This is a genomic window from Caballeronia sp. DA-9, assembly GCF_051615025.1.
GTDB classification, from domain to species: Bacteria; Pseudomonadota; Gammaproteobacteria; order Burkholderiales; family Burkholderiaceae; genus Caballeronia; species Caballeronia sordidicola.
Genome location: NZ_CP195133.1, coordinates 611,183 through 637,416, shown reverse-complemented (window position 1 = coordinate 637,416; position 26,234 = coordinate 611,183). Strand labels below are relative to the sequence as shown.

Below are 26,234 nucleotides of genomic sequence, written 5' to 3'. Positions count from 1 at the left end.
CCGAGGGCGATACAATTTAACGCGTGGCCGTTTCGCCGTGCGCGCGCATAGATGAGACACGGTACGCGACCGCTCCTGCCAAACGACAATCCTCACAGGAACCCCATCATGCGACTTCTTCACACCATGCTGCGCGTTGGCGACTTGCAGCGTTCTATCGATTTCTACACGCGTATTCTCGGCATGAAAGTGCTGCGCCAAAGCGAAAATAAGGAATACAAGTACACGCTGGCGTTCGTCGGTTACGGCGATGAAAGCGAAAACAGCGTGCTGGAACTGACCTACAACTGGGGTGTCGACAAGTACGACCTGGGTTCGGCCTACGGCCACATTGCGCTGGAAGTGGACAACGCCGCCGCGGCATGCGACCGCATTCGCGAAGCGGGCGGCAAGGTCTCGCGCGAAGCGGGGCCGGTGAAAGGCGGCACGACGGTTATCGCGTTCGTGGAAGATCCGGACGGTTATAAAGTCGAACTGATCGAGAAGCACGCTTGAGATGAATGACCGGGCTCCGTGCGGAAGCCGCGGAGCCTTCGCCGTTTAGACGACCTGTAGCACCGCAACGCCAACACAAAAACAAGCGCCATCTGCGCGGCGCATAAGAGACAAAATATTCCATGAGCACCGCCCTTCCCGTTCGCCGCGCGCCCGACGCCACCGCCATCCTGCTGATGATCGGCTTGTGCGCGGTGTGGGGATTCCAGCAGGTCGCAATCAAAGGCGCCAATGTCTCGTTCCCGCCGCTGCTCCAGGCGGGCATTCGTTCGACTATTGCGACGGTCCTGGTGTGGTTGTGGACGCGCTCGCGCGGCGTGGCGCTTTTTCGCCGCGACGATACCCTCGCGTCCGGCCTGCTCGCTGGCGTGCTGTTCGGCGGCGAGTTCGTGTGCATCTTCCTTGGACTGGCGCTCACGAGCGCCACGCGCATGGTCGTGTTCCTCTACACCGCGCCCTGTTTCATGGCGCTCGGGCTGCACTTCTTCGTGGCGGGGGAAAAACTCCGGCGCGTGCAGTGGATTGGCATTGCGCTGGCGTTCGGCGGCATTGCAATTGCTTTCGCTGATGGCTTCCTGCATCCGAATCCCGATACGGCATCAACCTGGCGCGGCACGGCGGGCGATGCACTCGGCGTTCTCGGCGGCGTGTTCTGGGCTGCGACGACCGTCGTGATCCGAGCCTCGCCGCTTGCTCGCGTCAGTGCGAGCAAGACATTGTTCTATCAGTTGGGTGTATCGGCGATTGTCTTGCTCGGGCTCGCCTGCGCGCTCGATCAGACCCACATCGGCACGATCACGCCGGCTGCGATTGCGAGCCTCGCGTATCAGGCGATAGTAGTGGCGTTCCTGAGTTATCTCACGTGGTTCTGGCTGCTCACGCGCTATATGGCATCGCGGCTTTCGGTGTTCTCGTTCCTCACGCCTATCTTCGGCGTCGCGTTTGGCGTGGTCTTGCTTGGCGACACGCTGACCACGCGCTTCGTGATGGCGGCCGCGCTGGTGGTGATTGGCATTGGGCTGGTAAATGCGCCGGCTGGCCGGGCGCGCGCTTGAGGTTCATCGGCTGCGGGTCATGGCTCGCGCGGGATGCGTCCCACGAGCCGCTCGCGCCGCGCGGCTGGCGTCGTTCATGATCTGAGCCGCCAGCGCAAGCGCGCCTTCGGCCGCCGCCGATTGTGTCCGGTCCGCAAGACAAACCAGCGCGAATTGCAAACCCAGCTTGCGTGGATGCACGATCGACACGCGCACGAGCCGCTCATGCAACGCGTCCCGTTGCACCGATGAAGCCGTGCAAAACATGATGGCATCCGTGCGCGCGACAACGCGCTTCAACACGGCGACGTCATTGCATTCTAGATGCAGCGGAATGGCTTCGTGCGCGCGAAACTTCAGCAGCCGGCGCACGGCGTCCGCCATGAAAGCCGAAAGCGTCACCGACACCAGCGGATACTCCCGGAGCGCCGCGAGCGGCACGGGCTCACGCGCAAGCAGCGGATGCCCGGGCCGCACGAACCAGCCGCCGTCGTGACCTGTCAGACGATGCATGGTTACGTCGGGCGCAATAGCCGTTTCCCGGCGATCCACCACCACAAAATCAGCGCGCTCGGCGCGTAGCTGTTCCATCAGCGTACCCGCTTCGGCTATCTCCAGCGATATCTTGATGGCCGGATATTTCCGCGCGAACTCGACAAGCAGTTCCGGAAACAGGATATCGGCGGCATGCGCCCCAAGACCGATTCTCACTTCGCCGAGCGCGTCGGAGCGGACGAGTTCGACATCGCGAAAAAGACAGCGGGCTTCGAACAACACGCGCCGCGCTCGCTCGACCAGCAACTTTCCCGCAGCAGTTGTAGCGACACCGCGTGCGGCACGATCGAAAAGCTTGATATCGAATTCGTCTTCCAGCGCCTGGATGCTGCGGCTCAACGCCGGCTGACTCAAATGCACGCGCTCCGCCGCACGCGCGAAGCTGCCCTCTTCGGCGAGCGCAACAAGGTGCGCCAGTCGGCGCGAATTGATCTCATGCATGATGTATGACGCAGCCCTAAATGTTTTCTGCCCGATTCAACGCCGGCTGGTTATAACATCCACGTCCGTTTCCTCAAAAGCGAAACGCCGCCTCATGCTCAGGCGACGTTTCGCCGGCACACGTTCAGAACCGGTGCCGAATGCCGACCATTACACCAAGTTGCGTGCTTTTCTGAGCGAGACTCACCGCATTCACGCCTTGCAGCTGCGTGCCGATCAGATCGCCCTTATAGCGCGAATAATCGGTTTCTACATACACGTCGGTGCGCTTGGACAAGTCGTAGTCCGCAACCAGTTGATATTGCCATGCGGAGCCGTCCTGCGATTGCGCCTTGCCGTCCTGCAGCGTGCGCCAGACGTTTGCCGCGAAATGCCACGTGCTGCCCACATGCTGCGTGATGCCGCCAAGGATCATTCGGCGGCGCTTGAAGTCCGAGTACTTCAACGCGGCAAGCCCTGGTGCCGAGAACGGTCCGTTGGCGAACGTGGTAAAGCCCTTGTCGTTCTGGTTGACGATATAACCCAGCGCAAAGCGGGTCTTGTCCCACGTGTACGACCCGCCAACGGTCCACGCTTTTGCGTCGCTGCCATTGAGCGAGTCCTTGGTTTCCTTGAACGCGCCGCCGAGCGAGATGGGTCCGCCACCGGGCGCGTAGGCCGCGGCCACGCCATATTGGCTGCCGTATGACAGCTTGCCCGCGTTGCCGCTGAACGAATACGCGGTGGAGAAGCGAAAGTCCTTGATCTTGCCGTGATACTGGATCTGGTTGCTGCTCCAGATACCGCCCGTCATGGTGACTTCGGGCTGGAAATTGAAGTCGTACGGAATCCATGGATTGCTCGAATAGCCGCCCATGGTGATGCCTTCGATCATCACGTTGTATTGGCGGCCAATCACAACCTGTCCATACGACGTGGATTGAATGCCGATCTGCGCTTCATTGAAGAACGGCATGGTCGGATCGCTTTGACCGTTGCTCAGGAAGAAGCGGTTCTCCAGCTTGAATATAGTCGACCAGCCGCCGCCGAGATCTTCCACGCCCTTGATGCCCCAGCGGCTTTCACTCATGCCGCCCGGTCCCATGAGGAAGCGGCCGTTGCCTTGCGTGTCCGCATTGGAAAGATATCGCATGCTCACGTCCGCAACGCCATAGAGCGTGACACTGGACTGCGCGTGGCTCGATCCACAACTCAGCGCTGCGGGCAGAACCGCAAAACCCAGTTTGCACCACTGCGCACGCCACGCGCCGAATCTGCTTTTTTTCTCAAAAACACTTGAACTCTTCATGCGTCTCCCGTCTCCTTGTCGTCTCGTAGTGCGAATCAAACTCGCACGCGTCTGGCGCTGGCTGCGGCTGTGGTATGAAAGCCAGGCAGCCAGGCGCGTCGCTAATTTGAGGCTAAGGAGACGATTAACTCCAGTGCATTCCTTGCATCGAAAGAATGCAGGGAGCGCATGGAATCAAGAGGGGAAAAGCCTGGAAAACGACGTGGAGAGAGGAAGAAAAACGAACTGACGTTTAATTACAACCACACGACAACTACAACTCAGCGCGCCTGCGCCACGGTTTGCGCAAGCTTCACGAATTCGGCCACAGGTACTTCTTCAGCCCGCCGCGATAGATCGAAGCCAAGTGCATCGAAGTCAACGCGGTCACGATACACACCCAGCGTATTGCGCATCATCTTGCGACGCTGCGAGAAGGCAGCCAGCACGACCTCGCCGAGCACCTTGTCATCGACGGCGGGCAGTTCGTGCGGCGCATACGGAATCATGCGGACAATCGCCGAATTCACTTTCGGCGGCGGATTGAACGATTCGGGTGGGACATCGATCAGCTTGTCGATGGAATACCGGTACTGCAGCATCACCGTCAGCCGGCCAAAGTCCTTGGTTCCCGGCTCGGCGATCATGCGGTCCACCACTTCGTCCTGCAACATGAAATGCTGGTCGATCACCTTCGGCGCGAACGTCGTCAAATGAAAAAGCAGCGGGCTGGAAATGTTGTACGGCAGGTTTCCGACAATCCGCAACGACGGTTTTTCAGATTCCAGCGCGAGCGAGCCGAAGTCGAACGCGAGCGCGTCGCCCGCGTGCAGTGCGAGCAGATTGCCAAAGCGCTTCTCCAGCCGCCCGATCAGATCGCGATCCAGTTCAACGGCGTGCAGCGGCGATTCAGGCGTGGAAAGCCGTTCGATCAGCGGCGCGGTCAGCGCGGCCAATCCCGGTCCAATCTCGACCATGCGTTCGCCGCGCTTCGGATCGATGGTATCGACTATGGAATCGATCACGCCCTGGTCAACGAGAAAGTTCTGCCCGAAGCGCTTGCGCGCGAAGTGGCCCTGGTGCTTGATGGACATCGAAGAAACCGGTCAGGAACTGCAATAAGGGATCAGGCCGCGCGACGATGGCGCGCCATGGCAACAGCGGTATCGATGGCGGCAATCAGGCTGCCCGCGTCCGCCCGGCCCGTGCCGGCAAGATCGAGCGCGGTGCCGTGATCGACAGACGTGCGGATGATCGGCAAGCCGAGCGTCACGTTGATACCTTCGCCGAAAGTCACGTACTTCAGGACCGGCAGGCCCTGGTCGTGAAACATGGCCAGTACGCAATCGGCGTCTTTCAGATAACGCGGCTGGAACAGCGTGTCGGCGGGATACGGGCCCGGCGCGTCGATACCCATTTCGCGTGCACGCACAAGTGCTGGCGTGATGACATCGATTTCCTCGCGGCCAAGATAACCGTTCTCGCCCGCATGCGGATTCAGTCCGGTGACGAGAATGCGCGGCTGGGGCAAGCCGAACATGGCTTTCAGGTCACGATGAATGATGTCCAGCGTGTCGACAATGCCATCCACCGTCAGCGCCGCCGATACATCCTTCAGCGGCAGGTGAGTGGTGGCGAGCGCGACGCGCAGCGGCCGTTCGCCCGAACCGGCGAGCATCATGACCACGCGCGGCGTGTGCGTGCGTTCGGCGAGATACTCGGTATGACCGGTGAAGGGAACGCCGGCGTCGTTGATGGTGCTTTTCTGCAGCGGCGCCGTAACGATGGCGTCGAACCGTCCGCTCATTGCGCCGTCGATTGCTGTATCGAGCAGGCCGAGCACGTAGCGCCCGTTCGCGGCGTCGAGCGTGCCTGCCTTGGCTGGAACGCACAGCGCGTGATGCTCTATCTCAATCAGCGCACTGCCCGAAAGCCACGCCGACGCACCCGCGCGCTCCGTCATCAGGTCACGGTCGGCCAGCACCGAGAACGTCACGCCGGGCCAGCGTTCAGCCGCGTGCGCCAGCGCCGCCACTGTCAACTCAGGACCCACACCGGCCGGTTCCCCGGTGGTGATGGCTATCGACAATGCGCGGCCGGCTGGTTCCATGCGGACAACCTTTACTGGTTCAGGGCCTGCTGAGCGGCCGCGCCCTTGTACTGGACGTAAGCCGTGTCGCGCAGTTCGCGCAGCCAGTCGGAATACGCCTGCTCGGCCTTGCGCTGGCCGATCGCCTGACGCGCCAGATCGAGTTGCTGCTGCACCGAGCCTTCCGCTTCGCGGCGTCCGAGCACCTGGATCAGGTGATAGCCGTATTCCGAACGCACCGGATCGCTGACTTCGCCGTCTTTCAGGTTGTTCATGGCGCGCTCGAATTCCGGCACGGTTTCGCCCGGGCTGATCCAGCCGAGATCGCCACCCTGCGAAGCCGAGCCGTCCGAAGAGTACGTGCGCGCGTAGTTGGCGAAATCGCCGCCCTTTGCTACGTCCGCCTTGATTTCGAGCAATTTTTGACGTGCCGCCGGTTCCGACGTGCCGTCGGTCACGCGCAGCAGGATGTGGCGGACGTGCGTTTGCACGAGCTTCGGCGCATCGGCGGCCTGGCCCTGACCCGTGCGGCGCTCCACCAGCTTGATGATTTCGAAGCCGCCTGCGGTGCGAATCAGTTGCGGATTCACCTGGTTCGGACGCAGCGACGAAACCGCCGTCACAATCGACGGCGGCAACGAAGCCTGCGTGCGGAAACCGAGATCGCCGCCCTTGGCTGCATCGGTGTCCTGCGTGTTGTTCTTCGCAAGCTTCGTGAAGTCGGTCCCGCTTTGTGCTTCGTTCAACACGGCTTCGGCCTTTGCCTGAATAGCGGCAATGTCAGCCTGCGACGCGTTTTCCGGCACCTTGAACATGATGTGCTGCAAATGCAGGTCGTTGCCGCCGCCTGCGTTCGGTCCGCGCTGGCTTGCCACGTAGTTCGCCACTTCCGCGTCGGACACCGTGATCTTGCTGTCCACCTCTTTTTCACGCAGCTTCGAGAGCGTCAGCTCCGTGCGGGCGTCGCGCTGAAAAGTGTCCCAAGGCACGCCTTGCGCCTCGATGCGCGCACGATACACATCGAGCGTCATCTGGTTTTGCTGCGCGAGACGCTCGAGCGTGCGCTGCACGGTCGGGGCGTCGATGGTGATGTTGTCTTCGTTCGCCTTTTGCAACTGAATGCGTTCCAGCACCATCTGGTCGAGCACCTGACGCTGCAACTGCGCGGCCGGCGGCACCGGCGCGTTTTGCTGCTGCAAACGGCGCACGATGAGATTGCTGCGATCATTGAGCTCGCGCTCGGTGATCACGTCATTGTTCACAACCGCGACCACGGAGTCCGCTATCTGCACGCCGCCCGGTGTGGACAACGCCTGAGCGTGCGCCACGGGGCCGGTCAGGAAAGCCGCGGCGCATGCGCTTGCCGCGAACGTTGTCCACTTAAACTTGTTCATGTTTGACACAGATACTCCATCGATTGCGGCCGGTGACCGGCCCTATTACCTTGCGCTGCTGCGTGCCCTTCGTGCCCTTCGTACCTTTCCAGCCGCACTCCAACCCACGAATATACGCCCTGTCGCGTACCGCTGGCACTTCTGCCGTAACCGGCTCTACCCGCGTGCTCATTCGTAATTGGTATAACGCGCAAGCGGCGCGGGCGGCGGTGGTGGCGGCGTATAACCGTTGACGCCGGCGCGGAACGCCGCGGTCAGGCCATTATCGACGTTCGAGAGGCCCTTGAACGTCATTTGCGCAAGCACGCGCGTGCCGGCGCTGTTACTACCGGTGCTATTGACGCCGTTTGCGTAACGCTGCACGCCGAGGCCGAGCGTCCAGCAGTCGGCATCGTACTGGAAGCCCAGCAGCCCGTCGACGAGACGATGGCTTGCCAGGTCGTAGTTCACCCGGCCAACGCTATAAATGTGTCGCGTAAGCGGCCATTGTGCCGAGATCAGAACCTGGTTGATCGGCTGGGTTGACAGCGTGGTTTCGTTCGCCCGCGTGTAGCGGTAGCCAATATTGATGACCTTGCGCGCTTCGGGACTGAATCCGAAACCAATGCTCGAGCGCACGAGCTGGTTGTTGTCGGCATTATATTGGAACGCGGTTTCCTGCGAAAACCCGGCGCCCAGCTTGAACGACGCACCCAGGATCAGGTCGGAATGCTTTGCCTGGTCGAGCGGCTGGCCTTCCGTGATCGTGACGCGCTGCGGCTGGAAATAATACTGCTGCGCGATGACAAAACGCGCGCGTTCGTCGCCCGTTGCCGGGTTGATGAAACGCGAGGTCAGGCCGACCGTCAGGCGGTTTGCGTCGGCGATGCGGTCGTTACCGGCGTACGTGTTCGGCGTGTAGATTTCGGCGAGGCTGAAGTCGGCCTGGCCGGTATCGAAAATAGGCGCGAACTCCTGGTTCCGGTACGGCGTGTACACGTAGTAAAGCCGCGGTTCCAGCGTCTGGATGTAATCCTGCCCGAACACCGTGACCGAACGGTCGAAGACCAGGCCGGTGTCGAAGCTGACGGTGGGAATGGATTCCGTCAGGCTCTTCGGCTGGCCCACGGGCGTGCCGGAAGCCACGCTGCCAAGCTGGGTCAGGTTGTACGACGCCAGATGGTACTGGACCTTCGGCGTGACGAAATAACCCGGACCCGTGATGCTGTAGCTCAAATACGGGTTGAAAACCGCGCGCTGGCCTTTCGTTGCGTCCTCAACCGTGGTCGTGAAGCGCGTGTAGTCCATCTCCGCGCCGTAGTCGAATCCGCCTACGTTGTACTTGTTGTACAGCACGTTCAACTGCGGCTCGCGCGCATACGGCGCCACTGCCGGCGGCAGGGTCTGCCAGCGCTGCTCGCGGGCGATGATGGACCACGGGCCGTTGTTGTAGGTCAACCCGGCTTCCTGCTGATACAGCACTTGCGTGCCGTTCAGGAACTGGTTCGCGGCGTTGCCGAGGTCTTCCGGATACTGGCTGTCCGAGACCTTGTTGTAGTTGATGTAACCCGCGAAGCCGCCGCCGAAATTCTGCTGATGCTGAATGTAGATCGCATAGCGGTTCGTATGCGTCTGCATGTCGTTCGGCAGGAATTCGCCGGTAATGGTGCCCGAATACGTAGGCGACAAATACCGGAAGGTCGACTGCAACTGAAGCCCGCGCCGCGTCATGAGACGCGGTGTCACCACCAGATCGCGGTTCGGCGCGATATTGAAGTAATACGGCAGCGAGATTTCAAAACCTGTTGTTGAATTCAGCGATACCGTGGGCGGCAAGATCCCGCTGCGGCGTTCGCCGGTAAGCGGAAACGACATCCACGGGCTCGCGAACACCGGCACGCCCTGGAAGAACAGCACGCCGTTGTGGGCCACGCCTTCGTTCGCGCCGGTATCGAAATCAAACGATGTGCCCTTGATGTACCACGCCGGGTCCGTTTCGCACGAACATGCCGTGTACGTGCCGTGGTCCACGCGCGTCTGCTCGTCGTCGATCAGGTCCGCGCGCGCCGCACTGCCCGAACCGTTCGACAGGTTGAAGCGGTACTTCGGGTTCGTCATGTAACCCTCGTTCGCCTCCACCTTCAAATGCGCTTCCGGGCCAACGAACGTATTGCCGTTGTTGAAGATCCTGACATTGCCGTAAGCGTCGGCCATGTCGCTGTCCTGGTCGTAATGCAGCGCATCCGACTTGATCACCGACGTATTGCGGCGCAACTCCGCGGAACCCTTCGCCGCCATGTCCTGGTCGGCCGTGCCGTTGGTGCGGTCGCCCAGCACGAACGTGGCCGGCTGGTCGCCCTGCCTCAGCGGCCGTTCTTCGAGCTGGGGCGCAAGCCGCAGGCTCCACGGGTCGCCGAGCGGCTGGGTGTCCGCGGCGGGGCCCGACAACTGCGCGTGCGCGAGGGCCGGCATGAGGCCCGGCACCGCAATCAACGCCGCGAACAGCCGCCGCCTGCGTGGCCGCGGATCACGCAATGGGCGCGATAAAACTGGTTTGGAAAGCTGTCGTGGCGGCATGTTTGAGTGCTGTTCAATCGCGTCACGCTCGGCGCTCGACGCTCGACACCTGAAGGCGCGAGCAGCCGGGCACAGCCACCGGAACTCGCGCCACCGGAGTTCTCGGTTCGCTGCGAACGAAAATGAATCGATCGATGGATGGTGCGGGCGGTAACTCCCGTCCTGCGCAAAGCCGTCATGGCTTCTTGCAGGCCGGGGCGCCGGGCGTTACACGCGATGCAAACGGAATGCTTAAAAAAGTCGTGGGGTATTATATGGCAAGACGTTTCACCCTTAGAATTTATGACGCCCCAAACCCCTGATTTTCGCCTTACACAGCTTCACGACTGGCTACAAACTGTGACTGGGCGGTATCGGCTGGATCTTTCAACGCTTGCACCCGCTTCCGCCGACGCCAGTTTTCGCCGCTATTTCCGGCTGGCTGCCGAAAGCGGGTCTGGACATACGCTGATTGCCGTCGACGCCCCGCCGCCCGAAAAATGCCGCGAGTTCGTGCAAGTCGCGGGGTTGCTGCGCGACGCCGGCGTGCACGTGCCGCAGATTCTCGAGGCCGATTTCGATGCCGGCTTCATGCTGGTGACGGATCTCGGCACCACGACCTACCTCTCCGTGCTCAACGAAAAAAACGCCCGCCCGCTGATGCGCGCGGCCATAGATGCGTTGATCAGGTTCCAGGCGACATCGCGGGATGGCGTTTTGCCCGCTTTCGATGAAGCGTTTTTACGCCGCGAAATGGAGTTGATGCCCGAGTGGTTCGCGGCGCGCCATCTTGGCCATACGCTGGAAGCGTCCGAACGCAAGGTGCTCGACGAAACCTTCAACGTGCTCGTGCAAAGCGCGCTGGCCCAGCCGCAGGTTTTCATGCTGCGTGACTTCATGCCGCGCAACCTCATGGTCGCCGAACCCAATCCCGGCGTGCTCGACTTTCAGGACGCGGTTTATGGCCCGTTGAGCTATGACATTGCGTCGTTGTTGCGCGACGCGTTCATCAGTTGGGAAGAAGAATTCGAGCTTGATTGCTTCGTCTACTACTGGGAGGGCGCGCGCCGAGCCGGATTGCCCGTCGATGCCGACTTCGGCGAGTTTTACCGGCAGATCGAATGGATGGGATTGCAGCGCCATATCAAGGTGCTTGGGCTTTTTGCGCGGATTTATCATCGCGATGGAAAACCGCAGTATCTCGCCGATCTGCCGAGGTTTATCGGCTATGCCAGGAAGGTTTCCGAGCGCTACAGGCCGTTGCGGCCGTTCGCACGCTTGCTCGACACGCTCGAAGGCCGCGCGGTGGATGTGGGATATACGTTCTGATGAGCGCCTTGAATACTGCAATGATCTTTGCCGCCGGGCGCGGCGAACGCATGCGGCCACTGACGGATACGTGCCCCAAGCCACTGCTGAAAGTCGGCGGCAAGGCGCTGATTGTCTGGCAAATCGAACGGCTGGCGGCGGCGGGGTTTGAAGTCATCGTGATCAATCACGCGTGGCTTGGACGGATGCTTCAATCGAATCTGGGCAATGGTTCGCGCTGGAGCGTCGAGATCCGCTACTCGCACGAAATGCATGCGCTGGAGACGGCGGGCGGGATCGCGAAGGCTTTGCCATTGCTGGAAACGCAAGACGAGCCGACGGTTTTCCTGGCCGTCAGCGGCGACGTGTTCTGCGATTTCGACTATGCGAGTCTGCGAGCGCGCGCGCAGGCGTTGGCGCTTGCATCCGAGCCGGCGATGCATCTGGTCATGGTCCCCAATCCACCGTTTCACATGCACGGGGATTTCGCTCTCGAACCCAATGGGACGCTTTCCCTGGATGGCGCGCAACGCTACACGTTCGGCAACATCGGTTTATACGATACCCGCATGTTCCGCGATCTCGCACCGAACACCCGGCGCGCCTTGACACCGTATTACCAGGAAACAGTCGCGGCGGGACGCGCTACGGGCGAGCTGTATGAGGGGCGATGGGAGAATGTCGGGACGGCGGCGCAACTGGAAGCGCTGGATCGGGCGCTGCGGGGCAAGTGAACCGATAAGCGGCAAACAGCCGCAAACATGCTACGCGGCGATCCATGGATCGATGACAGGAACGCCCGTTCCTTCGAAGTCCTTGACGTTTCGCGTGGCAAGCATTGCGTCGCGGCTGTGACAGATGGCGGCAATTTGCGCATCGGCGGAACTGATTGGCCGGCCTTGCGCCTCGCGTTCAGCCACGAGCAGGGCGTACCGGTGCGCGGAAATATCGTCGAAAGGCAGCACCTTGCCCGCAAGTTCGCCTTCGAGCATTGTTTCTATGGCGCCGCGCAAGCCGCTTTTGCGTCGGCCATGCGGCAGACGCGCAACGCCATACAACAACTCCGCGATCGTGATAGCCGTGGTCTGCAAGTCCGGTACGTTCTGGGAGTCCAGCCAGGCGAGTACGTTTTCGTCAGGGTCGGCCCGCATGATTTCCGACAGGACGTTCGTGTCCAGAACGATCATTCCAGAAACTCAGCGGATCGCGGCTTTTCATTGCGCTCCGGCAATGTCAGGCCGGCGTCGGCCAAGTGGGCAAAACGTTGATGAATACGGCTGCCTAAACCAATCGAGCCAGTCGGGTTCGCGGCTCCCGTCAACGCATTCTGCAGGATCACTCGCACCTCCTCCTCCATGGAACGGCCATGCCGGGCCGCCTCCACACGGAGCAATGCCTTTACCTGGTCATCCAGATTCCGAATTGTCAGCGTTGCCATTGAAAAAATGCCTCATTTGCTGTCATTGACTGCAATGCTAGCACAAAATTGGGATTTAGACCAAAGGTCCTCGAGCTACATGTCGTTCGGCGGCCGGTTTGCAAATGTTAAAATCTCCGCTTCCCCTTTCGCCTCTTTTCCGCGGCCCGCCCATGTCCGATACCCGTCCTGATACCCTTTTCGCGCTCACCGCGCTTTCGCCGCTCGACGGCCGCTATGCCGCCAAAACCGAAGCGCTGCGCGACTGGTTGTCCGAGTACGCGTTCATGAAACACCGCGTGAAGGTGGAAATTCACTGGCTGATCGCACTTTCGCAGGCCGGTTTCGATGAAATTCCGCCTTTTTCCGAAGCGTCGGAAAACTTCCTGCTGCAACTCGCCGAACGCTTCACCGCGCACGACGCGGCGCGCATCAAGGACATCGAAAAGGTCACGAATCACGACGTGAAAGCCGTCGAGTACTGGCTCAAGGAATCCGTCAAGGGTCAGCCGGAACTCGAGCGTGCGAGCGAGTTCATCCACTTCGCGTGCACGTCGGAAGACATCAACAATACGTCGCACGGCATGATGATCGCGGGCGCGCGCGAACACGTGATCCTGCCCGCGCTGCGCTCCGTGCATGACCGCCTGATCAAGCTCGCGCACGACAACGCCGCGCAACCCATGCTCTCGCGCACGCACGGTCAGCCGGCCAGCCCGACCACGCTCGGCAAGGAAATGGCGAACGTTGCCGCACGCTTGCAGAACGCCATTGAACGGATCGCGGAAGTGCCCGTTCTCGGAAAGATGAACGGCGCGGTCGGCAACTTCAACGCGCATCTTTCGGCGTATCCGGAATTCGATTGGGAAGCATTCGCGGAAGGTGTGATCGAGGACCGGCTGAAGCTGACGTTCAACCCGTACACCATCCAGATTGAGCCGCACGACTACATGGCCGAACTATTCGACGCCATCTCGCGCGCCAACACCATCCTGCTGGATCTCGATCGGGACGTATGGGGTTATATCTCCGTCGGCTATTTCAAGCAGCGGACGAAGGCCGGAGAGATCGGGTCATCGACCATGCCGCATAAGGTCAATCCCATCGACTTCGAAAACTCCGAGGGCAATCTCGGCATGGCGAATGCAATGCTGCGCCATCTCGCCGACAAGCTGCCCATTTCGCGCTGGCAGCGCGATCTGACGGATTCCACCGTGCTGCGCAATATTGGCGTGGCGTTCGGCTATTCGCTGCTTTCCTATGATTCGCTGATTCGCGGCCTGGACAAGCTCGAAGTGAACGCCGCGCGCCTGAATGAAGATCTGGATAACTGCTGGGAAGTGCTGGCGGAACCGATTCAAACCGTCATGCGCCGATACGGCGTGGAAAATCCCTACGAGCAATTGAAGGAATTGACGCGCGGCAAGGGCATTACGCGAGAAGGTCTGCAGGCGTTCATTAACGGACTTGCCATTCCCGATAACGCGAAGCAATTGCTGCTTGCCATGACGCCAGGATCATATGTGGGCAAGGCGGTTGAACTGGCGCAGCGAATCAAATAGCGGACACACAGCGCGCGTTTTAATCGAATTAATAGCGAAAGCCGTTCAAGCAATTGAACGGCTTTTTTTCACTGCCCGGTCGCTCCGCAGTAGTTCCTTATTGGTGGCGCCCGCGGTGCGATGTAAAAGCATTGGGCGGAAAATACGGTGTCGCGTTATCCAGAACCCTGTCATTCGACCGCGATGCGCTGCTGTACAAAATAGTTTCATCGAATGGTGATTGCGGTTCCTCCGGCGCAATAACGCTGATCGAAAAATAGCTGGAAGTGCTTTTGAGGCCGAAGTCGCCGGCCTGCACCACCGAAAAATCGTGAATGCCGTCAGATAACGGCGCTGAAAGTTGCAGCGACCAGCCGCCTTGCCCGTTTGCTGAAACTACGCCAAGCAACGATGTACCGTCATACACGTCAATAGTCGCGTAAGGATCCGCTGTTCCATTGATGAGCGACCTGTAGCCGCTTGTCGTTCCGCCTCCCGTTACTCCATCAACATCTGTAATGACTGCCTGCATGCGGGCAACAAACTCAGAAGCCATTTTTGTATCCTTTTCTAGTAGGGAACCGAGGCGATATTCCGCTTGCGCGGTGTAAAGCCACCATAGATAAACAACGTCGCGCTTTCACGTTTCCTCAAACACGCAAGTCAAGCAACGTGTCCAGACAGCAATACGCTATCCATGTCTGCCCGGCCGCTCCATCACAACGTTGAAATAAGGGATTTCGCGTTTGAGTAAAGACGGCTTCGTACACTGGACCAATGGACGCCCCGATCACCAGCGCACAACAAAAAAAGCCGTTCCAAAACTTCCTGGAACGGCTTTCCGTGCAGCTTTCAACAATCCGCTTCCTTTCACCAGCGAAGCGGACTTCACAACTTAATGCACGACCAGATTCACGCCTTGCTGAACCAGCAATTCGGTATGTGCACTCGAGTGCTCGTACACGTTGTACACCACGCCGCCCATTGTGGTGACGCCGTGCTGCGACCAACTGCCGTCGGACAGACCGGAGACATGCGCATTGGCCATGTCGACCACATCGCCGGCATGACCGTTCACCATCAACTGCTGCTTGCCGTCATGCTGGAACAGATCGGTTTCGCCCAGGTTCAGCACGTCCAGCACCGACAGCTTCAACGTGTTCTGATGACCGCCCAGATCGAACACTTCAACGCTCGAAATCTTCGCTGCGGCGGTCTTGCCCGTCAGCGAGGTCAAGTCGAGGACCTGATGGTCGCCAGCCAGATGCAACGTATCCGTGACACCGCTCGAACCCTGGATATGGCCGTTGTTCTGCTGGAAGAACGCAGCCGGATCGCCGCTCAGGTCGAACGTGTGGGTTGCCACTGGCGCAACAGCTTCCGTGTAGACAGTGATCCCGTAGGCAGCCGGATTGGACGTTACCGTTCCGTCGCCGTATGCCCGTACCGTGAGCGAATGTGCGCCATCGGCCAACGTGCCGAGTTGCACCGACCAGTTCCCATGCGAGTCGACCGTGGTGTGACCAACGGCCCAGCCGCCATCCATTACGTCGATGCTGTCGCCAGCATGACCCGTACCGCTGACAACCGGACGATGGTCGTCAGTGATACCGCCCGACGGGACGTTGCCTTGCTGGGCGCCAAAGGCGTCCAGGACGGCGGTGATTGCTGCCGTGTGATTCGAAGGAGCGCCCGCCTCGGTGAACCCAAAGCCGCTGCTGAACGCGCCAGCGCCCACAGCGCTTTCCACGCGTGCCGTGTAGACGTGATTGCCGGGGGTCACGCCCTGATCGTTGAACGTCCACTTCGTGCCGTTCGTGCTTGCCGTACCCAGGAACGTGCCATCGCGATAAACCGAAATGGTTTCGCCACGAACCAGCAGCGAAGACATCGTGCCCTGAACGGTCGGCGACGAATCGCTTGTGACGCCCTGATCGGAGATGTTGCCCACCGAGTGGTCAATCAGGTTCGTGATCACCAGTGTTTCAGCCGGCGCCGGCGTCACAGGCGCTGCCTGATAGTTGAACGCGTATGCGTTCGAAGCTGCGCTGACCGAACCGTTGGCAATAGAAACCGCCGTCAGCGAGTGCGCGCCGCCGGACACCGAACCCAGACCGATGTTCCAGTGACCGTATGCATCCACCGTTGCGTGGCCCACGATGTTCGAGCCGTCGCGCAATTCGATGATGTCGCCCGCGTGACCCGTGCCGCTGACCGTTGGGTGTGCTTCGCTCGTGGTGCCGCCTGCAGGCACATTGCCCGCTGCGCCAGCAATTGCGCTAATCACCGGAACGTGGTCGACAGCACCCAATTCCACGAACGCAAAACCGCTGCTGAACGCGCCATTGCCCGCGGCGCTTTCCACGCGTGCCGTGTAGACGTGATTGCCAGCGGTCACGCCCTGGTCGTTGAACGTCCAGTTCGTGCCGTTCGTGCTTGCTGTGCCCAGGAACGTGCCATCACGGTAGACCGAAATGGTTTCGCCACGAACCAGCAGGGACGACATCGTGCCCTGAACGGTCGGCGCCGGGTCGCTCACAGTGCCTTGATTGGCAACGTTGCCTGTGGAGTGGTCGATCAGGTTCGTAATCACCAGCGCGGCCGGCGTCGGCGTCACGGATGCAGCTTGATAGTTGAACGCGTATTCGTTCGAAGCCGCGCTGACCGAGCCGTTGGCGATAGCAACTGCCGTCAGCGAATGCGCGCCGCCAGCCACCGAACCCAGACCGATGTTCCAGTGACCGAATGCATCCACCGTTGCGTGGCCCACGATGTTCGAGCCGTCACGCAGTTCGATCATGTCGCCGGCGTGCCCTGTGCCGCTGATGGTCGGGTGTGCTTCGTTCGTTGTGCTGCCTGCAGGCACATTGCCCGCTGCGCCAGCGATGGATGTAATCACCGGAACGTGATCCAGCGTACCTGCTTCAGTGAACGCAAAACCGCTGCTGAACGCGCCATTGCCCGCAGCACTTTCCACGCGTGCCGTGTAGACGTGATTGCCAGCGGTCACGCCCTGGTCGTTGAACGTCCAGTTCGTGCCGTTCGTGCTTGCTGTGCCCAGGAACGCGCCATCACGGTAGACCGAAATGGTTTCGCCAAGTGTCAGCAGCGACGACATGATGCCGTGGACTGTCGGCGCCGTATCGTTCGCGATGCCTTGATAGGGAACGTTAGCTCCCGAGTGATCGCTCAGGTTCGTGATCGTCAGCGTTTCAGCCGGCGCTTGCGCCACAGGCACGGCCTGATAGCTGAACTCGTACGCGTTCGAAGTTGCGCTGGTCGAGCCGTTGGAGATTGAAACCGCTGTCATGGAGTGCGCGCCATTGGCGACCGCGCCCAGACCGATGGCCCAGTGACCGTCCGCTTCAACGGTTGCCATGCCGACAACCCGGGAACCATCGCGAAGTTCGATCATGTCGCCCGGCTGGCCCAGGCCGCTGATGACCGGATGCGGCGCGGTTGTCGTGCTGCCGAACGGAATTGGGGTTGCCAACGGATCCAGTCCGCTCGTGATAGCGGTGATGACAGGAACAACGCTTACGTTGTCGGATGATTTGAAACCCGCTTGTGCGGGGTTTTGGTAGTTTGATGCCATTTCATACCTCTGGTTTGAATCGATGAAGCCCGGAACCAGCCCGGCATTCGTACTTTGCGAAATGGCGTGCAGGCTGCGGGTCGCGCGAATGGACGCTATGCAAACGGCCCATGCGCGTTGCAGATTCTGAATCGAGGTGTGAACGGCATATACCGGAGAAATCCTAATTACATCGAGCTTACGTCGTGATTTCTAGAATTTTTGACCTGGCTTGATCGGGGTGAAGAAAATCATGTTGTATTTTTATATAAAAATAAAATAAACCTACTGTGATGGCGTTTTCGCAAGACACCGAGGCGACATAGAATCCGACGCAGGCGGTAGTGCGACCGGCTGGTGTCAGCGCGTTCTGCCCATCTGCTTTGTCAGGCGAGGTACGGACTTTTGACTGGGAAATGCCGGTTGCGCACAAACAAAAAAGCCGTTGCGGGATTGCTCCCGACAACGGCTTTTTTTTCAACTGCCCTGCTGTTTCGCTGGCGATTCCCTGAAGCAACCGCCAGCCGTTACCGTTACAACACTTGCTTAGTTATGCAGGGCGATTTGCACGCCTTGCTGAACCAGCAGTTCGGTATGCGCGCCCGAGTGTTCGTAGACGTTATACGTCACGCCACCCACTTGCGCCGTGCCTTCCTGATGCCACTGACCGTCAGCCACGCCCGCAATGTGCGCGTTCGACAGGTCCACGGTGTCGCCGTCCGCGCCGTTCACCATCAGTTGCTGCTTGCCGTCCTTCTGGAACAGGTCTTGTTCGCCCAGGTTCAAGACGTCAGTAAGCGAGAGCTTCAGGCTGTTCGAATGGCCGCCCAGGTCGATCACTTCAATACCCGAGATCTTCGCCGCCGCCGTCTTGCCGGTGAGCGAAGTCAAGTCGAGGATCTGGTGATCGCCCGTGAGGTGCAGCGTGTTCACCGCAGGCGCTGCACCCGCCGCGTCCACAGGATGCGCCGTGCTGCCCTGAATGTGAGCCGTCGATTCCTTGAAGTAGGCGGACGGGTCCATGTTCAGGTCCACTGTGTCGTGACCGGACGTGCCGGTGAAGGACTGGTGATCACCCACGGCGGTGTGCTGCGCCTGACCGTCAGTTGCCGGAGTAGCAGCCGGATCGGCCGCCGCTGCCGCGCCCAACAGGCCGTGCGTGGCCGCCGTGTCGTCCGTGGCAACCTGATGCACCGCGGAGACGCCGGCGGTAGGAAAGGTTCCCAAGTCAAACGGGATCCACGTCCCTAATTTACCGAAGAAGCGTGACATATCGCCATCGTCAAACAGCACAGACTGCTTCTTACTGGAATCCCAGTAAGATAGCGGAGAGGCCAGCGCTTTACGATAAATGTCGGTTTGAGGGGCCAAAAGGGATTCCCAAGTTTGCGGGTTCGCGTACACGAGATAGATCCCTGGGCTGACAAGCGTTACCATCCACGGCGCCTGTGGAGCATCTATGTTGTACAGTCCTCCTAACCCCCCGGCACCTATAGCTATGCCGCCAACTCTCCCACTGCTCATTGCATCGCCGATGTTTAGGTAGTAATAGCCTAAATCTCCGATGGTTACGGGCATAAGTTGTCCCACCGTGCTGATCTCCGTGAAGGAATACGCATTCGACACAGTGCCGTGGCTCGCTCCATTCACCACGTCGGCTGTATACGTGTGGTTACCCACAGGTACATTCGAGTCCTGGAACGACCAGGTCTTCCCGTTCATTGTGGCGTTGCCTACCTTGACCCCATCCCGGTAAACCACGAGCGTCTCTCCAGCCTGCAGCGCAGTCGACACGGTACCGTTCACAGTGGGGTTCGCGTCAAACGTGGTGCCGCCATTGGCGAGCGCCAGGTGAGTGCCCAACGCGTTATCCACCATTCCCGTGATCGCCACGGTTTCCGCGGGTGCCACGGTGGTGGCAACAGTGAAAGGCCAGTCGGCTGATGCAGGGCTTACCTTGCCCGTTGCCGGGTTCGTCTGCGTGGCCGTAATGTCATGCGCGCCATCGGCCAGCGGCGTAGCCGGCTTGAACGACCAGTTGCCCGAAGCGTCGACCGTTGCGGTGCCAATTTCCGTGCCGTTGTCCTTCACGTGAACAACGTCGCCCGCCACGCCCGTGCCCTTGATGGTCGGGTCGTTGTCGTCGGTCGTGCCGTTCTTTGGCACCGGACCCGTGATCGGGCCTACTGCGTCGTTTACCGAAACAATCACTGGTGCAGCCGGCGCTGTCGTGTCCACCTTGAACGGCCAGTCGGCTGACGCAGGGCTTGTGTTTCCGGATACCGGGTCTGTTTGCGTGGTCGTGATGTCATGTGAGCCATTTGCCAGCGGCGTGGCTGGCTTGAACGACCAGTTGCCCGAAGCGTCGACCGTGACCGAGCCAATTTCCGTGCCGTTATCCTTCACGTGAACAACGTCGCCCGCCACGCCCGTACCCTTGATGGTCGGAGCGTTGTCGTCGGTCGTGCCGTTCTTCGGTACCGGACCGGTGATGTCGCCTATCGCGTCGTTCACCGACACGATTACCGGCGCAGGAATGCTCACCACTTCTGTGAACGAAAATGCGTTCGAAATCGCACCGTTGCCCGCGGCGCTCACTACTCGGGCTGTGTAGGTATGAGTACCCACCGGAACATCCGAATCCGCGTACGTCCAGCTGGTTTTTGTTTCCCAGAAAATCGTGTCGGTCAGCTTCACCCCATCGCGGTACAACACGAGAGATTCGCCAGCCAGCAACGCGGACGACAACGTGCCGGTGACCCGAGGCTCTACGTCATCAGTGGACCCGCCCTGCGGAATATTCGCAAAAGAATGATCAAACATCCCCGTGATCGTTACCGTTTCGCCTGGTCCAGCCGCAGTGTTGACGGTGAACGGCCAGTCGGCCGATGCAGGGCTCAGTTTGCCTGTTGCAGGGTTTGCCTGCGTAGCCGTAATGTCATGCGCGCCGTCAGCCAGCGGCGTAGCCGGCTTGAGCGACCAGTTGCCCGAAGCGTCAACCGTTGTCGTGCCAATTTCCGTGCCGTTGTCCTTCACGTGAACCACGTCGCCCGCCACGCCCGTGCCCTTGATGGTCGGGTCGTTGTCGTCGGTCGTGCCGTTCTTCGGCACCGGACCCGTGATCGGGCCTACCGCGTCGTTCACCGAAACGATCACCGGTGCGGCGGGTGCGGTCGTGTCGATCTTGAACGGCCAGTCGGCCGAGGCCGGGCTCGTTGCGCCGGTTGCCGGGTCGGTTTGCGTAGCCGTAATGTCGTGCGAGCCATCAGCCAGCGGCGTGGTCGGCTTGAACGACCAGTTGCCGTTGGCGTCAACCGTTGCCGAACCGATTTCCGTGCCGTTGTCCTTCACGTGAACAACGTCACCTGCCACGCCCTTGCCGGCAATGGTCGGGTCGTTGTCGTCGGTCGTGCCGTTCTTCGGCACCGGACCCGTGATCGGGCCTGCAGCATCCGTCACTGAATCAACCGACGGTGCAGCCGGAGCGCTGACCACGGTGAACGGCCAGTCGGCCGATGCCGGACCAACCTTGCCTGTTGCCGGGTTCGTCTGCGTTGCCGTGATGTCATGCGCGCCGTCAGCCAGCGGTGTAGCCGGCTTGAGCGACCAGTTGCCCGAAGCGTCAACTGTGGCCGTGCCGATTTCCGTGCCGTTGTCCTTCACGTGAACCACGTCACCCGCTGTACCCGTGCCCTTGATGGTCGGGTCGTTGTCGTCGGTCGTGCCGTTCTTCGGTACCGGACCCGTGACGGGGCCTACCGCGTCGTTGACCGAAACAATCACCGGTGCAACCGGCGTGGTCGTGTCGATCTTGAACGGCCAGTCCGCCGAGGCCGGGCTCGTTGCACCGGTTTTCGGATCAGTCTGCGTAACTATAAGGTCGTGCGAGCCATCAGCCAGCGGCGTGGTCGGCTTGAACGACCAGTTGCCCGAAGCGTCGACCGTTGCCGAGCCAATTTCTGTACCGTTGTCCTTCACATGAACAACGTCACCCGCCGCGCCCGTACCCTTGATTGTCGGGTCGTTGTCATCGGTTGTGCCATTCTTCGGAATCGGACCCGTGATCGGGCCTGTGTCATCCGTCACCGAGATGATTACCGGCGCAGGAAACGGAATGGATACGGTGAACTCGAACGCATCCGAGTGACCACTTTTGGCACCCGACGTGTTCGTTTGCGTGGCGTAAATGTCATGCGCACCACTTGTCCAGACCGTGTGGGGAGCGGTCCAATTGCCGTTGGCATCTACCGTTGTCACGCGCAGTTGTAAATTAATACAGCAACGCGTTTAGGAATTGATACACCTCGTTGTAGGGTTGCTCTTTTTGGGCGGCCCGTGATCAGCTACGAGGAGTACATGGAAATCGAGATTCTGCGTCGCCAAGGGAATAGCCTGCGAGACATCGCGGTAGAGACTGGCATGGCCGTCAACACGGTTCGGAAATATCTGGCATTAGGTCCTCCGCATCGCAAAGTGCGTGAGCCCGTCGTGAGTAAGCTTGCGCCGTTTAAGTCGTATCTTCAGGGCCGGGTCGAAGCAGCAAAGCCAGACTGGATCCCGGCGACGGTGCTCAAGCGAGAGATTGAGGAGCGCGGCTACAAAGGCGGATTGCGACAGGTTCAGGACTATCTGCAGAAACTTCGACCCGCTGCGCGTCCCGACCCAGTAGTCAGATTCGAGACCGAGCCGGGCCAACAGATGCAGATGGACTGGATCGAGTTTCGTAAGCCGGGGCACAAGCTCGGCATGCTCGCCGCGTTCGTCGCGACGTTGGGCTACAGCCGCGTAAGTTACGCGGAGTTTGTCACCGACATGCGTATTGAAACGCTGCTGGCTTGCCACGTGCGGGCATTCGAGGCATTTGGAGGCGTCACCAGAGAAATCGTGTATGACAATATGAAAACGGTAATCCTGAAACGCGATGCATATGGCAAAAAACAGCATCGATATCATCCAGGATTCGCCGACTTCGCTAAACATCACGGGTTCGTGCCTCGCGTCTGCAAACCATACCGTGCAAAGACGAAAGGCAAAGTCGAGCGTATGAATGGTTATTTGCGCTACAGCTTCTGGGTCCCGTTGGTCTCAATGCTTAAACAAGCCGGGTTGACAGCGGACTGTGGCCTTTGCAATGAGCGTGTCAGGCGGTGGCTGCGCGACGTTGCCAACGTTCGTCTTCATGGCACCACGAAACGCGTACCAGCTGAGGTATTGCTCGAAGAGCGCCCACATTTGCTGCCGCTGCCGGCACCGTACGTGGGACGGTCGGTCCGAACTGGAGCGACGCCGCATGAGCAACCGAAACCGGTATCGCGGTATGCAACGTCGGAATGGGAAAAACCGCTGCAGCATCCGTTGTCGGTCTACGATGCCTTCAGCCGAACGCAGGAGGTGAACGCATGACGCCGCAGCTCGAGCGACTGACCGTGTTGTGTAAGCAACTCAACCTCCTGCATTTGCCGACGCAGATTGCGCACCTTGGACAAATGGCTGCGAAGCGCGAGCTTGGCTATCTCGACTTCCTCGAACACGCGTTAAAAGATGAAGCAATGGCTCGCACGGAACGAATGCGCCGGATGCTGACCCGTCTCGCCGGCTTCCCGGCGATCAAGACGCTTGATGATTTCGATTTCGAGTTCGCACTCGGCGTACCCAAACCGCTAGTACTCGAGCTAAGCAGCCTAGCCTTTGTGGAGCGTGCGGAGAATGTCGTACTGCTCGGACCTAGTGGCGTGGGTAAAACTCACCTCGCATTGGCACTTGGATATCGTGCAACGCAGGCCGGGTTCCGCGTTCGCTTTATCACCGCCGCCGACCTCCTGATGCAATTGACGACCGCGTTGCGGCGTAACCAGCTCGAGGAAACCATCAAGCGCATCACGAAGCCGTACAGACTTCTGATCATTGATGAGATGGGGTACCTGCCAATGGATCGGGAACAGGCGAACTTACTCTTCCAGGTCATTGCCAAAAGATACGAAACGGGCAGTCTCGTCCTCACCAGCAATTTGCCGTTCGGTCAGTGGGATCAGACCTTTGCCGACGACGCGACGCTGACTGCGGCGTTGCTTGACCGGCTGCTTCATCATGCACACGTCGTACCGATCTCCGGTGAATCGTATCGGCTAAAGGAAAAACGTCAGGCTGGGATGATCAACAGAATTGCGCCGCCGCAATTGCACGACGGGGACGACATCAAACGCAGACGCAGTTCAAAGGAGGTAGCACCCAGCCAATAACCGCGTGAGTAGGTGTATTAATTTCCAATTGCGTTTGCGTACGAAGCTGTATCAACTTGAGATTGCGTTTGACACCGTGGCGCTAGCGATCAAAGTCGTGCCTTCATACACGTACACTGTACTGCCTGGAATACCCGTTCCTGCAGCACCGTTGTCCGGGACAGGAGTGATTCCGCCAGAAGGCGTCCACGACTTGTAATCACCGTTGTCGAGGTATTCATACAGGGCCTTGATTACCGGCGCAGCTATGCTGGTGGCCACGGTGAACGGCCAGTCGGCTGATACCGGACTCAACTTGCCCGTTGCCGGGTTCGCTTGAGTAGCCGTAATGTCGTGCGCGCCATCAGCCAGCGGCGTGGCCGGCTTGAGAGACCAGTTGCCCGAAGCGTCAACCGTTGCCGTGCCGATTCCGTGCCGTTATCCTTCACGTGAACCACGTCACCCGCTGTACCCGTGCCCTTGATGGTCGGATCATTGTCGTCGGTCGTGCCGTTCTTTGGTACCGGACCCGTGATCGGGCCTACTGCGTCGTTGACCGAAACAATCACCGGTGCAACCGGCGTGGTCGTGTCGATCTTGAAGGGCCAGTCCGCCGAGGCCGGGCTTGTTGCGCCGGTTGCCGGATCCGTTTGCGTGGCCGTGATGTCATGCGAGCCGTCAGGCAGCGGCGTGGTCGGCTTGAACGACCAGTTACCGTTCGCGTCGACCGTGACCGAGCCAATTTCCGTGCCGTTATCCTTCACGTGAACAACGTCACCCGCCACGCCCTTGCCGGCAATGGTCGGGTCGTTGTCGTCGGTCGTGCCGTTCTTCGGTACCGGACCCGTGATCGGGCCTGCAGCATCCGTCACTGAATCTACCGACGGTGCTGGCGGCGGAACGATGCCGGCGTTGACCTGTACGTTCACCGGCACCGACGAGGCACCAAGGTTGCCCTCGCTGTCATGGGGAATTGCCGCGAAAGAGTGCGTGCCGACCTTGAGCGGCGTAGCAGGCGTGAACGACCATGTGCCGTCGGCTGCGACCAATGCCGAACCGAGCAGCCGCACGCCGTCGTAAATGTTGACAATGTCACCCGCGTCCGCCGTGCCCTTGATGACCGGCGTGGTGCTGTCTGCCGTGCCACCGTTGAGCGCCCCGCCCACCGATGTGATCACCGCCTGGGACGGATCTTTTAATTGAATCGCCATCTTGAATTACCTTTGATTGCTGAAGTTAAGGGGGAAGTCAGGTCACTTGATGGGACATGCGGTTTCCCCAAGGAGAAATGTGCTTTAAGCCCATTTTGCAATGAGAGCAGCGCGATTCTCCTTGCGAATCACCCGCATCGATACCAGAGAAGTCTTAAAGAACCGACGACCAGAGCCAAGCGTGCTCTAGGAGATATTTACGCAGCAGATAAGCGTGGCAGCGGCGCATAAAAAGATTTACCAGCCTTTTCAATTCGGAAACCTTCGGACACCAAAAAGCATTGCGAGGTCGATCCCGTAACGCTCTTTTCGTTTTAATTAGAGACAGCGGCTTTTTAATTGCAAACTAATCCCTCCGCCCGTTGCCTGGTTATGCAATGCGATCTGTACGTCATGTTGGGCCAGCAATTCGGTACGCAGGCCCGAAGCTCATACACGTTGCGCGTCACCCTGCCAGCCGACGCCTTGGTTTCGATATGTCACTGGCCCCGCGTACGCCCGCAACGTGCGAGTTCCGCCGATCAATTGTGTCGTAGTCCGAACTTTTTATCCCGGTCTGGATAACCGTAACCGGTCCAGCGTTGCACTGAACCTGTTTGGTATTTAAAAAGCCTGCATGCCGCAGGCTTGAATCATGCGCTAAAAACCGGAGTCACCGGTAGTCCATTTCATTCAATACAGTATTCACTATTTTATCCGGCGACCACGCAATATCCACTTCAATTGCTTCATCTGGGCCCGGAGCTTCCAGTGTATCCAGTTGACTTTTCAATAACGCAGGATCAAAGAAATGACCCTTGCGCGTCTTGATACGCTCTTTCAGCAATTCCTCGGTTCCCTTTAAATAGACAAAGGTCACGTCCTTGTCGCCATTGCGAAGAATGTCACGATAAGCACGCTTGAGCGCCGAACACGCATAGACATGCGTGGTGCCGTCAGCACGCTTTTCGACAATGGAAGCGCGAATTGCATTCAGCCACGGCCAGCGGTCGTCATCCGTCAAGGGAATGCCCTTGTGCATCTTGTCCTTGTTTGCCTGACTATGAAAACTGTCGGCATCGGCAAAATCGCATTTCAGCCGTTCGGCCAGCATTTCACCTATTGTGGTCTTGCCACAACCGGATACGCCCATCACGATCAATATCATAAATATCT

At 59.6% G+C, this 26,234-nt stretch carries 21 protein-coding genes; 7 read left to right on the top strand and 14 right to left on the bottom strand.

Annotation, left to right across the window (positions count from 1 at the left end):
• The first annotated feature begins 108 nt into the window (after window positions 1–108).
• Both gloA and ACRWA7_RS19060 read left to right on the top strand, forming a co-directional pair.
• Window positions 109–495 (top strand): lactoylglutathione lyase, encoded by a 387-nt coding sequence (gene gloA, locus ACRWA7_RS19065; RefSeq protein WP_438395485.1) that lies wholly within the window; start codon window positions 109–111, stop codon window positions 493–495.
• A 122-nt stretch (window positions 496–617) separates the two neighbouring features.
• Window positions 618–1,550, top strand: coding sequence for a DMT family transporter (locus ACRWA7_RS19060; RefSeq protein WP_060856948.1), 933 nt, complete (start codon window positions 618–620; stop codon window positions 1,548–1,550).
• A gap of 3 nt (window positions 1,551–1,553) precedes the next feature.
• Here the strand turns inward: ACRWA7_RS19060 and ACRWA7_RS19055 are convergent, their stop codons facing one another.
• From ACRWA7_RS19055 to ACRWA7_RS19030, 6 genes are all read right to left on the bottom strand, one after another.
• Window positions 1,554–2,525, bottom strand: coding sequence for a LysR family transcriptional regulator (locus tag ACRWA7_RS19055; RefSeq protein ID WP_060856947.1), 972 nt, complete (start codon window positions 2,523–2,525; stop codon window positions 1,554–1,556).
• A 124-nt stretch (window positions 2,526–2,649) separates the two neighbouring features.
• A complete protein-coding gene (locus ACRWA7_RS19050) occupies window positions 2,650–3,813 on the bottom strand; it encodes a porin (protein WP_438395483.1) in 1,164 nt (387 codons plus the stop codon).
• 260 nt (window positions 3,814–4,073) lie between these two features.
• Window positions 4,074–4,886, bottom strand: a complete 813-nt coding sequence (gene rsmA / locus ACRWA7_RS19045; RefSeq protein WP_438395482.1) for a 16S rRNA (adenine(1518)-N(6)/adenine(1519)-N(6))-dimethyltransferase RsmA — start codon at window positions 4,884–4,886, stop codon at window positions 4,074–4,076.
• 32 nt (window positions 4,887–4,918) lie between these two features.
• Entirely contained in the window at window positions 4,919–5,902 is a 984-nt protein-coding gene (gene pdxA / locus ACRWA7_RS19040) for a 4-hydroxythreonine-4-phosphate dehydrogenase PdxA (RefSeq protein WP_438395480.1), read from the bottom strand.
• Window positions 5,903–5,913: 11 nt separating this feature from the next.
• Entirely contained in the window at window positions 5,914–7,275 is a 1,362-nt protein-coding gene (locus tag ACRWA7_RS19035) for a peptidylprolyl isomerase (RefSeq protein WP_438395478.1), read from the bottom strand.
• A 168-nt stretch (window positions 7,276–7,443) separates the two neighbouring features.
• Complete coding sequence (locus tag ACRWA7_RS19030; protein WP_438395477.1) at window positions 7,444–9,831, bottom strand: LPS-assembly protein LptD; 2,388 nt, start codon at window positions 9,829–9,831, stop codon at window positions 7,444–7,446.
• 282 nt (window positions 9,832–10,113) lie between these two features.
• On the opposite strand from ACRWA7_RS19030, the gene ACRWA7_RS19025 reads away from it, so the two are divergent.
• Complete coding sequence (locus ACRWA7_RS19025) at window positions 10,114–11,139, top strand: aminoglycoside phosphotransferase family protein (protein WP_438395475.1); 1,026 nt, start codon at window positions 10,114–10,116, stop codon at window positions 11,137–11,139.
• Entirely contained in the window at window positions 11,139–11,852 is a 714-nt protein-coding gene (murU, locus tag ACRWA7_RS19020) for an N-acetylmuramate alpha-1-phosphate uridylyltransferase MurU (RefSeq protein WP_438395474.1), read from the top strand. Before ACRWA7_RS19025 ends, murU begins: the two co-directional genes overlap by 1 nt.
• A gap of 30 nt (window positions 11,853–11,882) precedes the next feature.
• Here murU and ACRWA7_RS19015 read toward each other — a convergent pair whose 3' ends face one another.
• Together ACRWA7_RS19015 and ACRWA7_RS19010 are read right to left on the bottom strand one after the other, a co-directional pair.
• Window positions 11,883–12,305, bottom strand: a complete 423-nt coding sequence (locus ACRWA7_RS19015; protein ID WP_438395472.1) for a type II toxin-antitoxin system VapC family toxin — start codon at window positions 12,303–12,305, stop codon at window positions 11,883–11,885.
• On the bottom strand, window positions 12,302–12,556 hold the full coding sequence (locus ACRWA7_RS19010; protein WP_060856940.1) for a FitA-like ribbon-helix-helix domain-containing protein: 255 nt from the start codon (window positions 12,554–12,556) through the stop codon (window positions 12,302–12,304). Before ACRWA7_RS19010 ends, ACRWA7_RS19015 begins: the two co-directional genes overlap by 4 nt.
• Before the next feature lie 152 nt (window positions 12,557–12,708).
• On the opposite strand from ACRWA7_RS19010, the gene purB reads away from it, so the two are divergent.
• Complete coding sequence (purB, locus tag ACRWA7_RS19005) at window positions 12,709–14,097, top strand: adenylosuccinate lyase (RefSeq protein WP_438395470.1); 1,389 nt, start codon at window positions 12,709–12,711, stop codon at window positions 14,095–14,097.
• A 97-nt stretch (window positions 14,098–14,194) separates the two neighbouring features.
• Here the strand turns inward: purB and ACRWA7_RS19000 are convergent, their stop codons facing one another.
• From ACRWA7_RS19000 to ACRWA7_RS18985, 4 genes are all read right to left on the bottom strand, one after another.
• Window positions 14,195–14,632 (bottom strand): hypothetical protein, encoded by a 438-nt coding sequence (locus tag ACRWA7_RS19000; protein WP_157766659.1) that lies wholly within the window; start codon window positions 14,630–14,632, stop codon window positions 14,195–14,197.
• A 339-nt stretch (window positions 14,633–14,971) separates the two neighbouring features.
• Window positions 14,972–17,671 (bottom strand): Ig-like domain-containing protein, encoded by a 2,700-nt coding sequence (locus ACRWA7_RS18995; RefSeq protein WP_438395468.1) that lies wholly within the window; start codon window positions 17,669–17,671, stop codon window positions 14,972–14,974.
• A gap of 178 nt (window positions 17,672–17,849) precedes the next feature.
• A complete protein-coding gene (locus ACRWA7_RS18990) occupies window positions 17,850–18,167 on the bottom strand; it encodes a hypothetical protein (protein ID WP_438395467.1) in 318 nt (105 codons plus the stop codon).
• Window positions 18,168–18,196: 29 nt separating this feature from the next.
• The gene (locus ACRWA7_RS18985; RefSeq protein WP_438395466.1) at window positions 18,197–21,907 is read right to left on the bottom strand and encodes an Ig-like domain-containing protein; all 3,711 of its coding nucleotides are present in this window, start codon (window positions 21,905–21,907) and stop codon (window positions 18,197–18,199) included.
• Window positions 21,908–21,985: 78 nt separating this feature from the next.
• On the opposite strand from ACRWA7_RS18985, the gene istA reads away from it, so the two are divergent.
• Complete coding sequence (gene istA / locus ACRWA7_RS18980; RefSeq protein WP_438391857.1) at window positions 21,986–23,053, top strand: IS21 family transposase; 1,068 nt, start codon at window positions 21,986–21,988, stop codon at window positions 23,051–23,053.
• Window positions 23,050–23,889, top strand: a complete 840-nt coding sequence (gene istB, locus ACRWA7_RS18975) for an IS21-like element helper ATPase IstB (protein WP_438391858.1) — start codon at window positions 23,050–23,052, stop codon at window positions 23,887–23,889. The genes istA and istB overlap by 4 nt, the downstream gene beginning before the upstream one ends.
• Before the next feature lie 290 nt (window positions 23,890–24,179).
• Here the strand turns inward: istB and ACRWA7_RS18970 are convergent, their stop codons facing one another.
• Window positions 24,180–25,079 (bottom strand): Ig-like domain-containing protein, encoded by a 900-nt coding sequence (locus ACRWA7_RS18970; protein WP_438395464.1) that lies wholly within the window; start codon window positions 25,077–25,079, stop codon window positions 24,180–24,182.
• Window positions 25,080–25,731: 652 nt separating this feature from the next.
• Complete coding sequence (locus tag ACRWA7_RS18965; RefSeq protein ID WP_438395463.1) at window positions 25,732–26,226, bottom strand: gluconokinase; 495 nt, start codon at window positions 26,224–26,226, stop codon at window positions 25,732–25,734.
• Window positions 26,227–26,234 lie beyond the last annotated feature (8 nt).

Bases quoted from the DNA above. Each gene is read 5' to 3' on its own strand.
- gloA (WP_438395485.1), top strand. From the start codon at position 109: ATGCGACTTCTTCACACCATGCTGCGCGTTGGCGACTTGCAGCGTTCT.
- ACRWA7_RS19060 (WP_060856948.1), top strand. From the start codon at position 618: ATGAGCACCGCCCTTCCCGTTCGCCGCGCGCCCGACGCCACCGCCATC.
- ACRWA7_RS19055 (WP_060856947.1), bottom strand. From the start codon at position 2,525: ATGCATGAGATCAATTCGCGCCGACTGGCGCACCTTGTTGCGCTCGCC.
- ACRWA7_RS19050 (WP_438395483.1), bottom strand. From the start codon at position 3,813: ATGAAGAGTTCAAGTGTTTTTGAGAAAAAAAGCAGATTCGGCGCGTGG.
- rsmA (WP_438395482.1), bottom strand. From the start codon at position 4,886: ATGTCCATCAAGCACCAGGGCCACTTCGCGCGCAAGCGCTTCGGGCAG.
- pdxA (WP_438395480.1), bottom strand. From the start codon at position 5,902: ATGGAACCAGCCGGCCGCGCATTGTCGATAGCCATCACCACCGGGGAA.
- ACRWA7_RS19035 (WP_438395478.1), bottom strand. From the start codon at position 7,275: ATGAACAAGTTTAAGTGGACAACGTTCGCGGCAAGCGCATGCGCCGCG.
- ACRWA7_RS19030 (WP_438395477.1), bottom strand. From the start codon at position 9,831: ATGCCGCCACGACAGCTTTCCAAACCAGTTTTATCGCGCCCATTGCGT.
- ACRWA7_RS19025 (WP_438395475.1), top strand. From the start codon at position 10,114: ATGACGCCCCAAACCCCTGATTTTCGCCTTACACAGCTTCACGACTGG.
- murU (WP_438395474.1), top strand. From the start codon at position 11,139: ATGAGCGCCTTGAATACTGCAATGATCTTTGCCGCCGGGCGCGGCGAA.
- ACRWA7_RS19015 (WP_438395472.1), bottom strand. From the start codon at position 12,305: ATGATCGTTCTGGACACGAACGTCCTGTCGGAAATCATGCGGGCCGAC.
- ACRWA7_RS19010 (WP_060856940.1), bottom strand. From the start codon at position 12,556: ATGGCAACGCTGACAATTCGGAATCTGGATGACCAGGTAAAGGCATTG.
- purB (WP_438395470.1), top strand. From the start codon at position 12,709: ATGTCCGATACCCGTCCTGATACCCTTTTCGCGCTCACCGCGCTTTCG.
- ACRWA7_RS19000 (WP_157766659.1), bottom strand. From the start codon at position 14,632: ATGGCTTCTGAGTTTGTTGCCCGCATGCAGGCAGTCATTACAGATGTT.
- ACRWA7_RS18995 (WP_438395468.1), bottom strand. From the start codon at position 17,671: ATGGCATCAAACTACCAAAACCCCGCACAAGCGGGTTTCAAATCATCC.
- istB (WP_438391858.1), top strand. From the start codon at position 23,050: ATGACGCCGCAGCTCGAGCGACTGACCGTGTTGTGTAAGCAACTCAAC.
- ACRWA7_RS18970 (WP_438395464.1), bottom strand. From the start codon at position 25,079: ATGGCGATTCAATTAAAAGATCCGTCCCAGGCGGTGATCACATCGGTG.
- ACRWA7_RS18965 (WP_438395463.1), bottom strand. From the start codon at position 26,226: ATGATATTGATCGTGATGGGCGTATCCGGTTGTGGCAAGACCACAATA.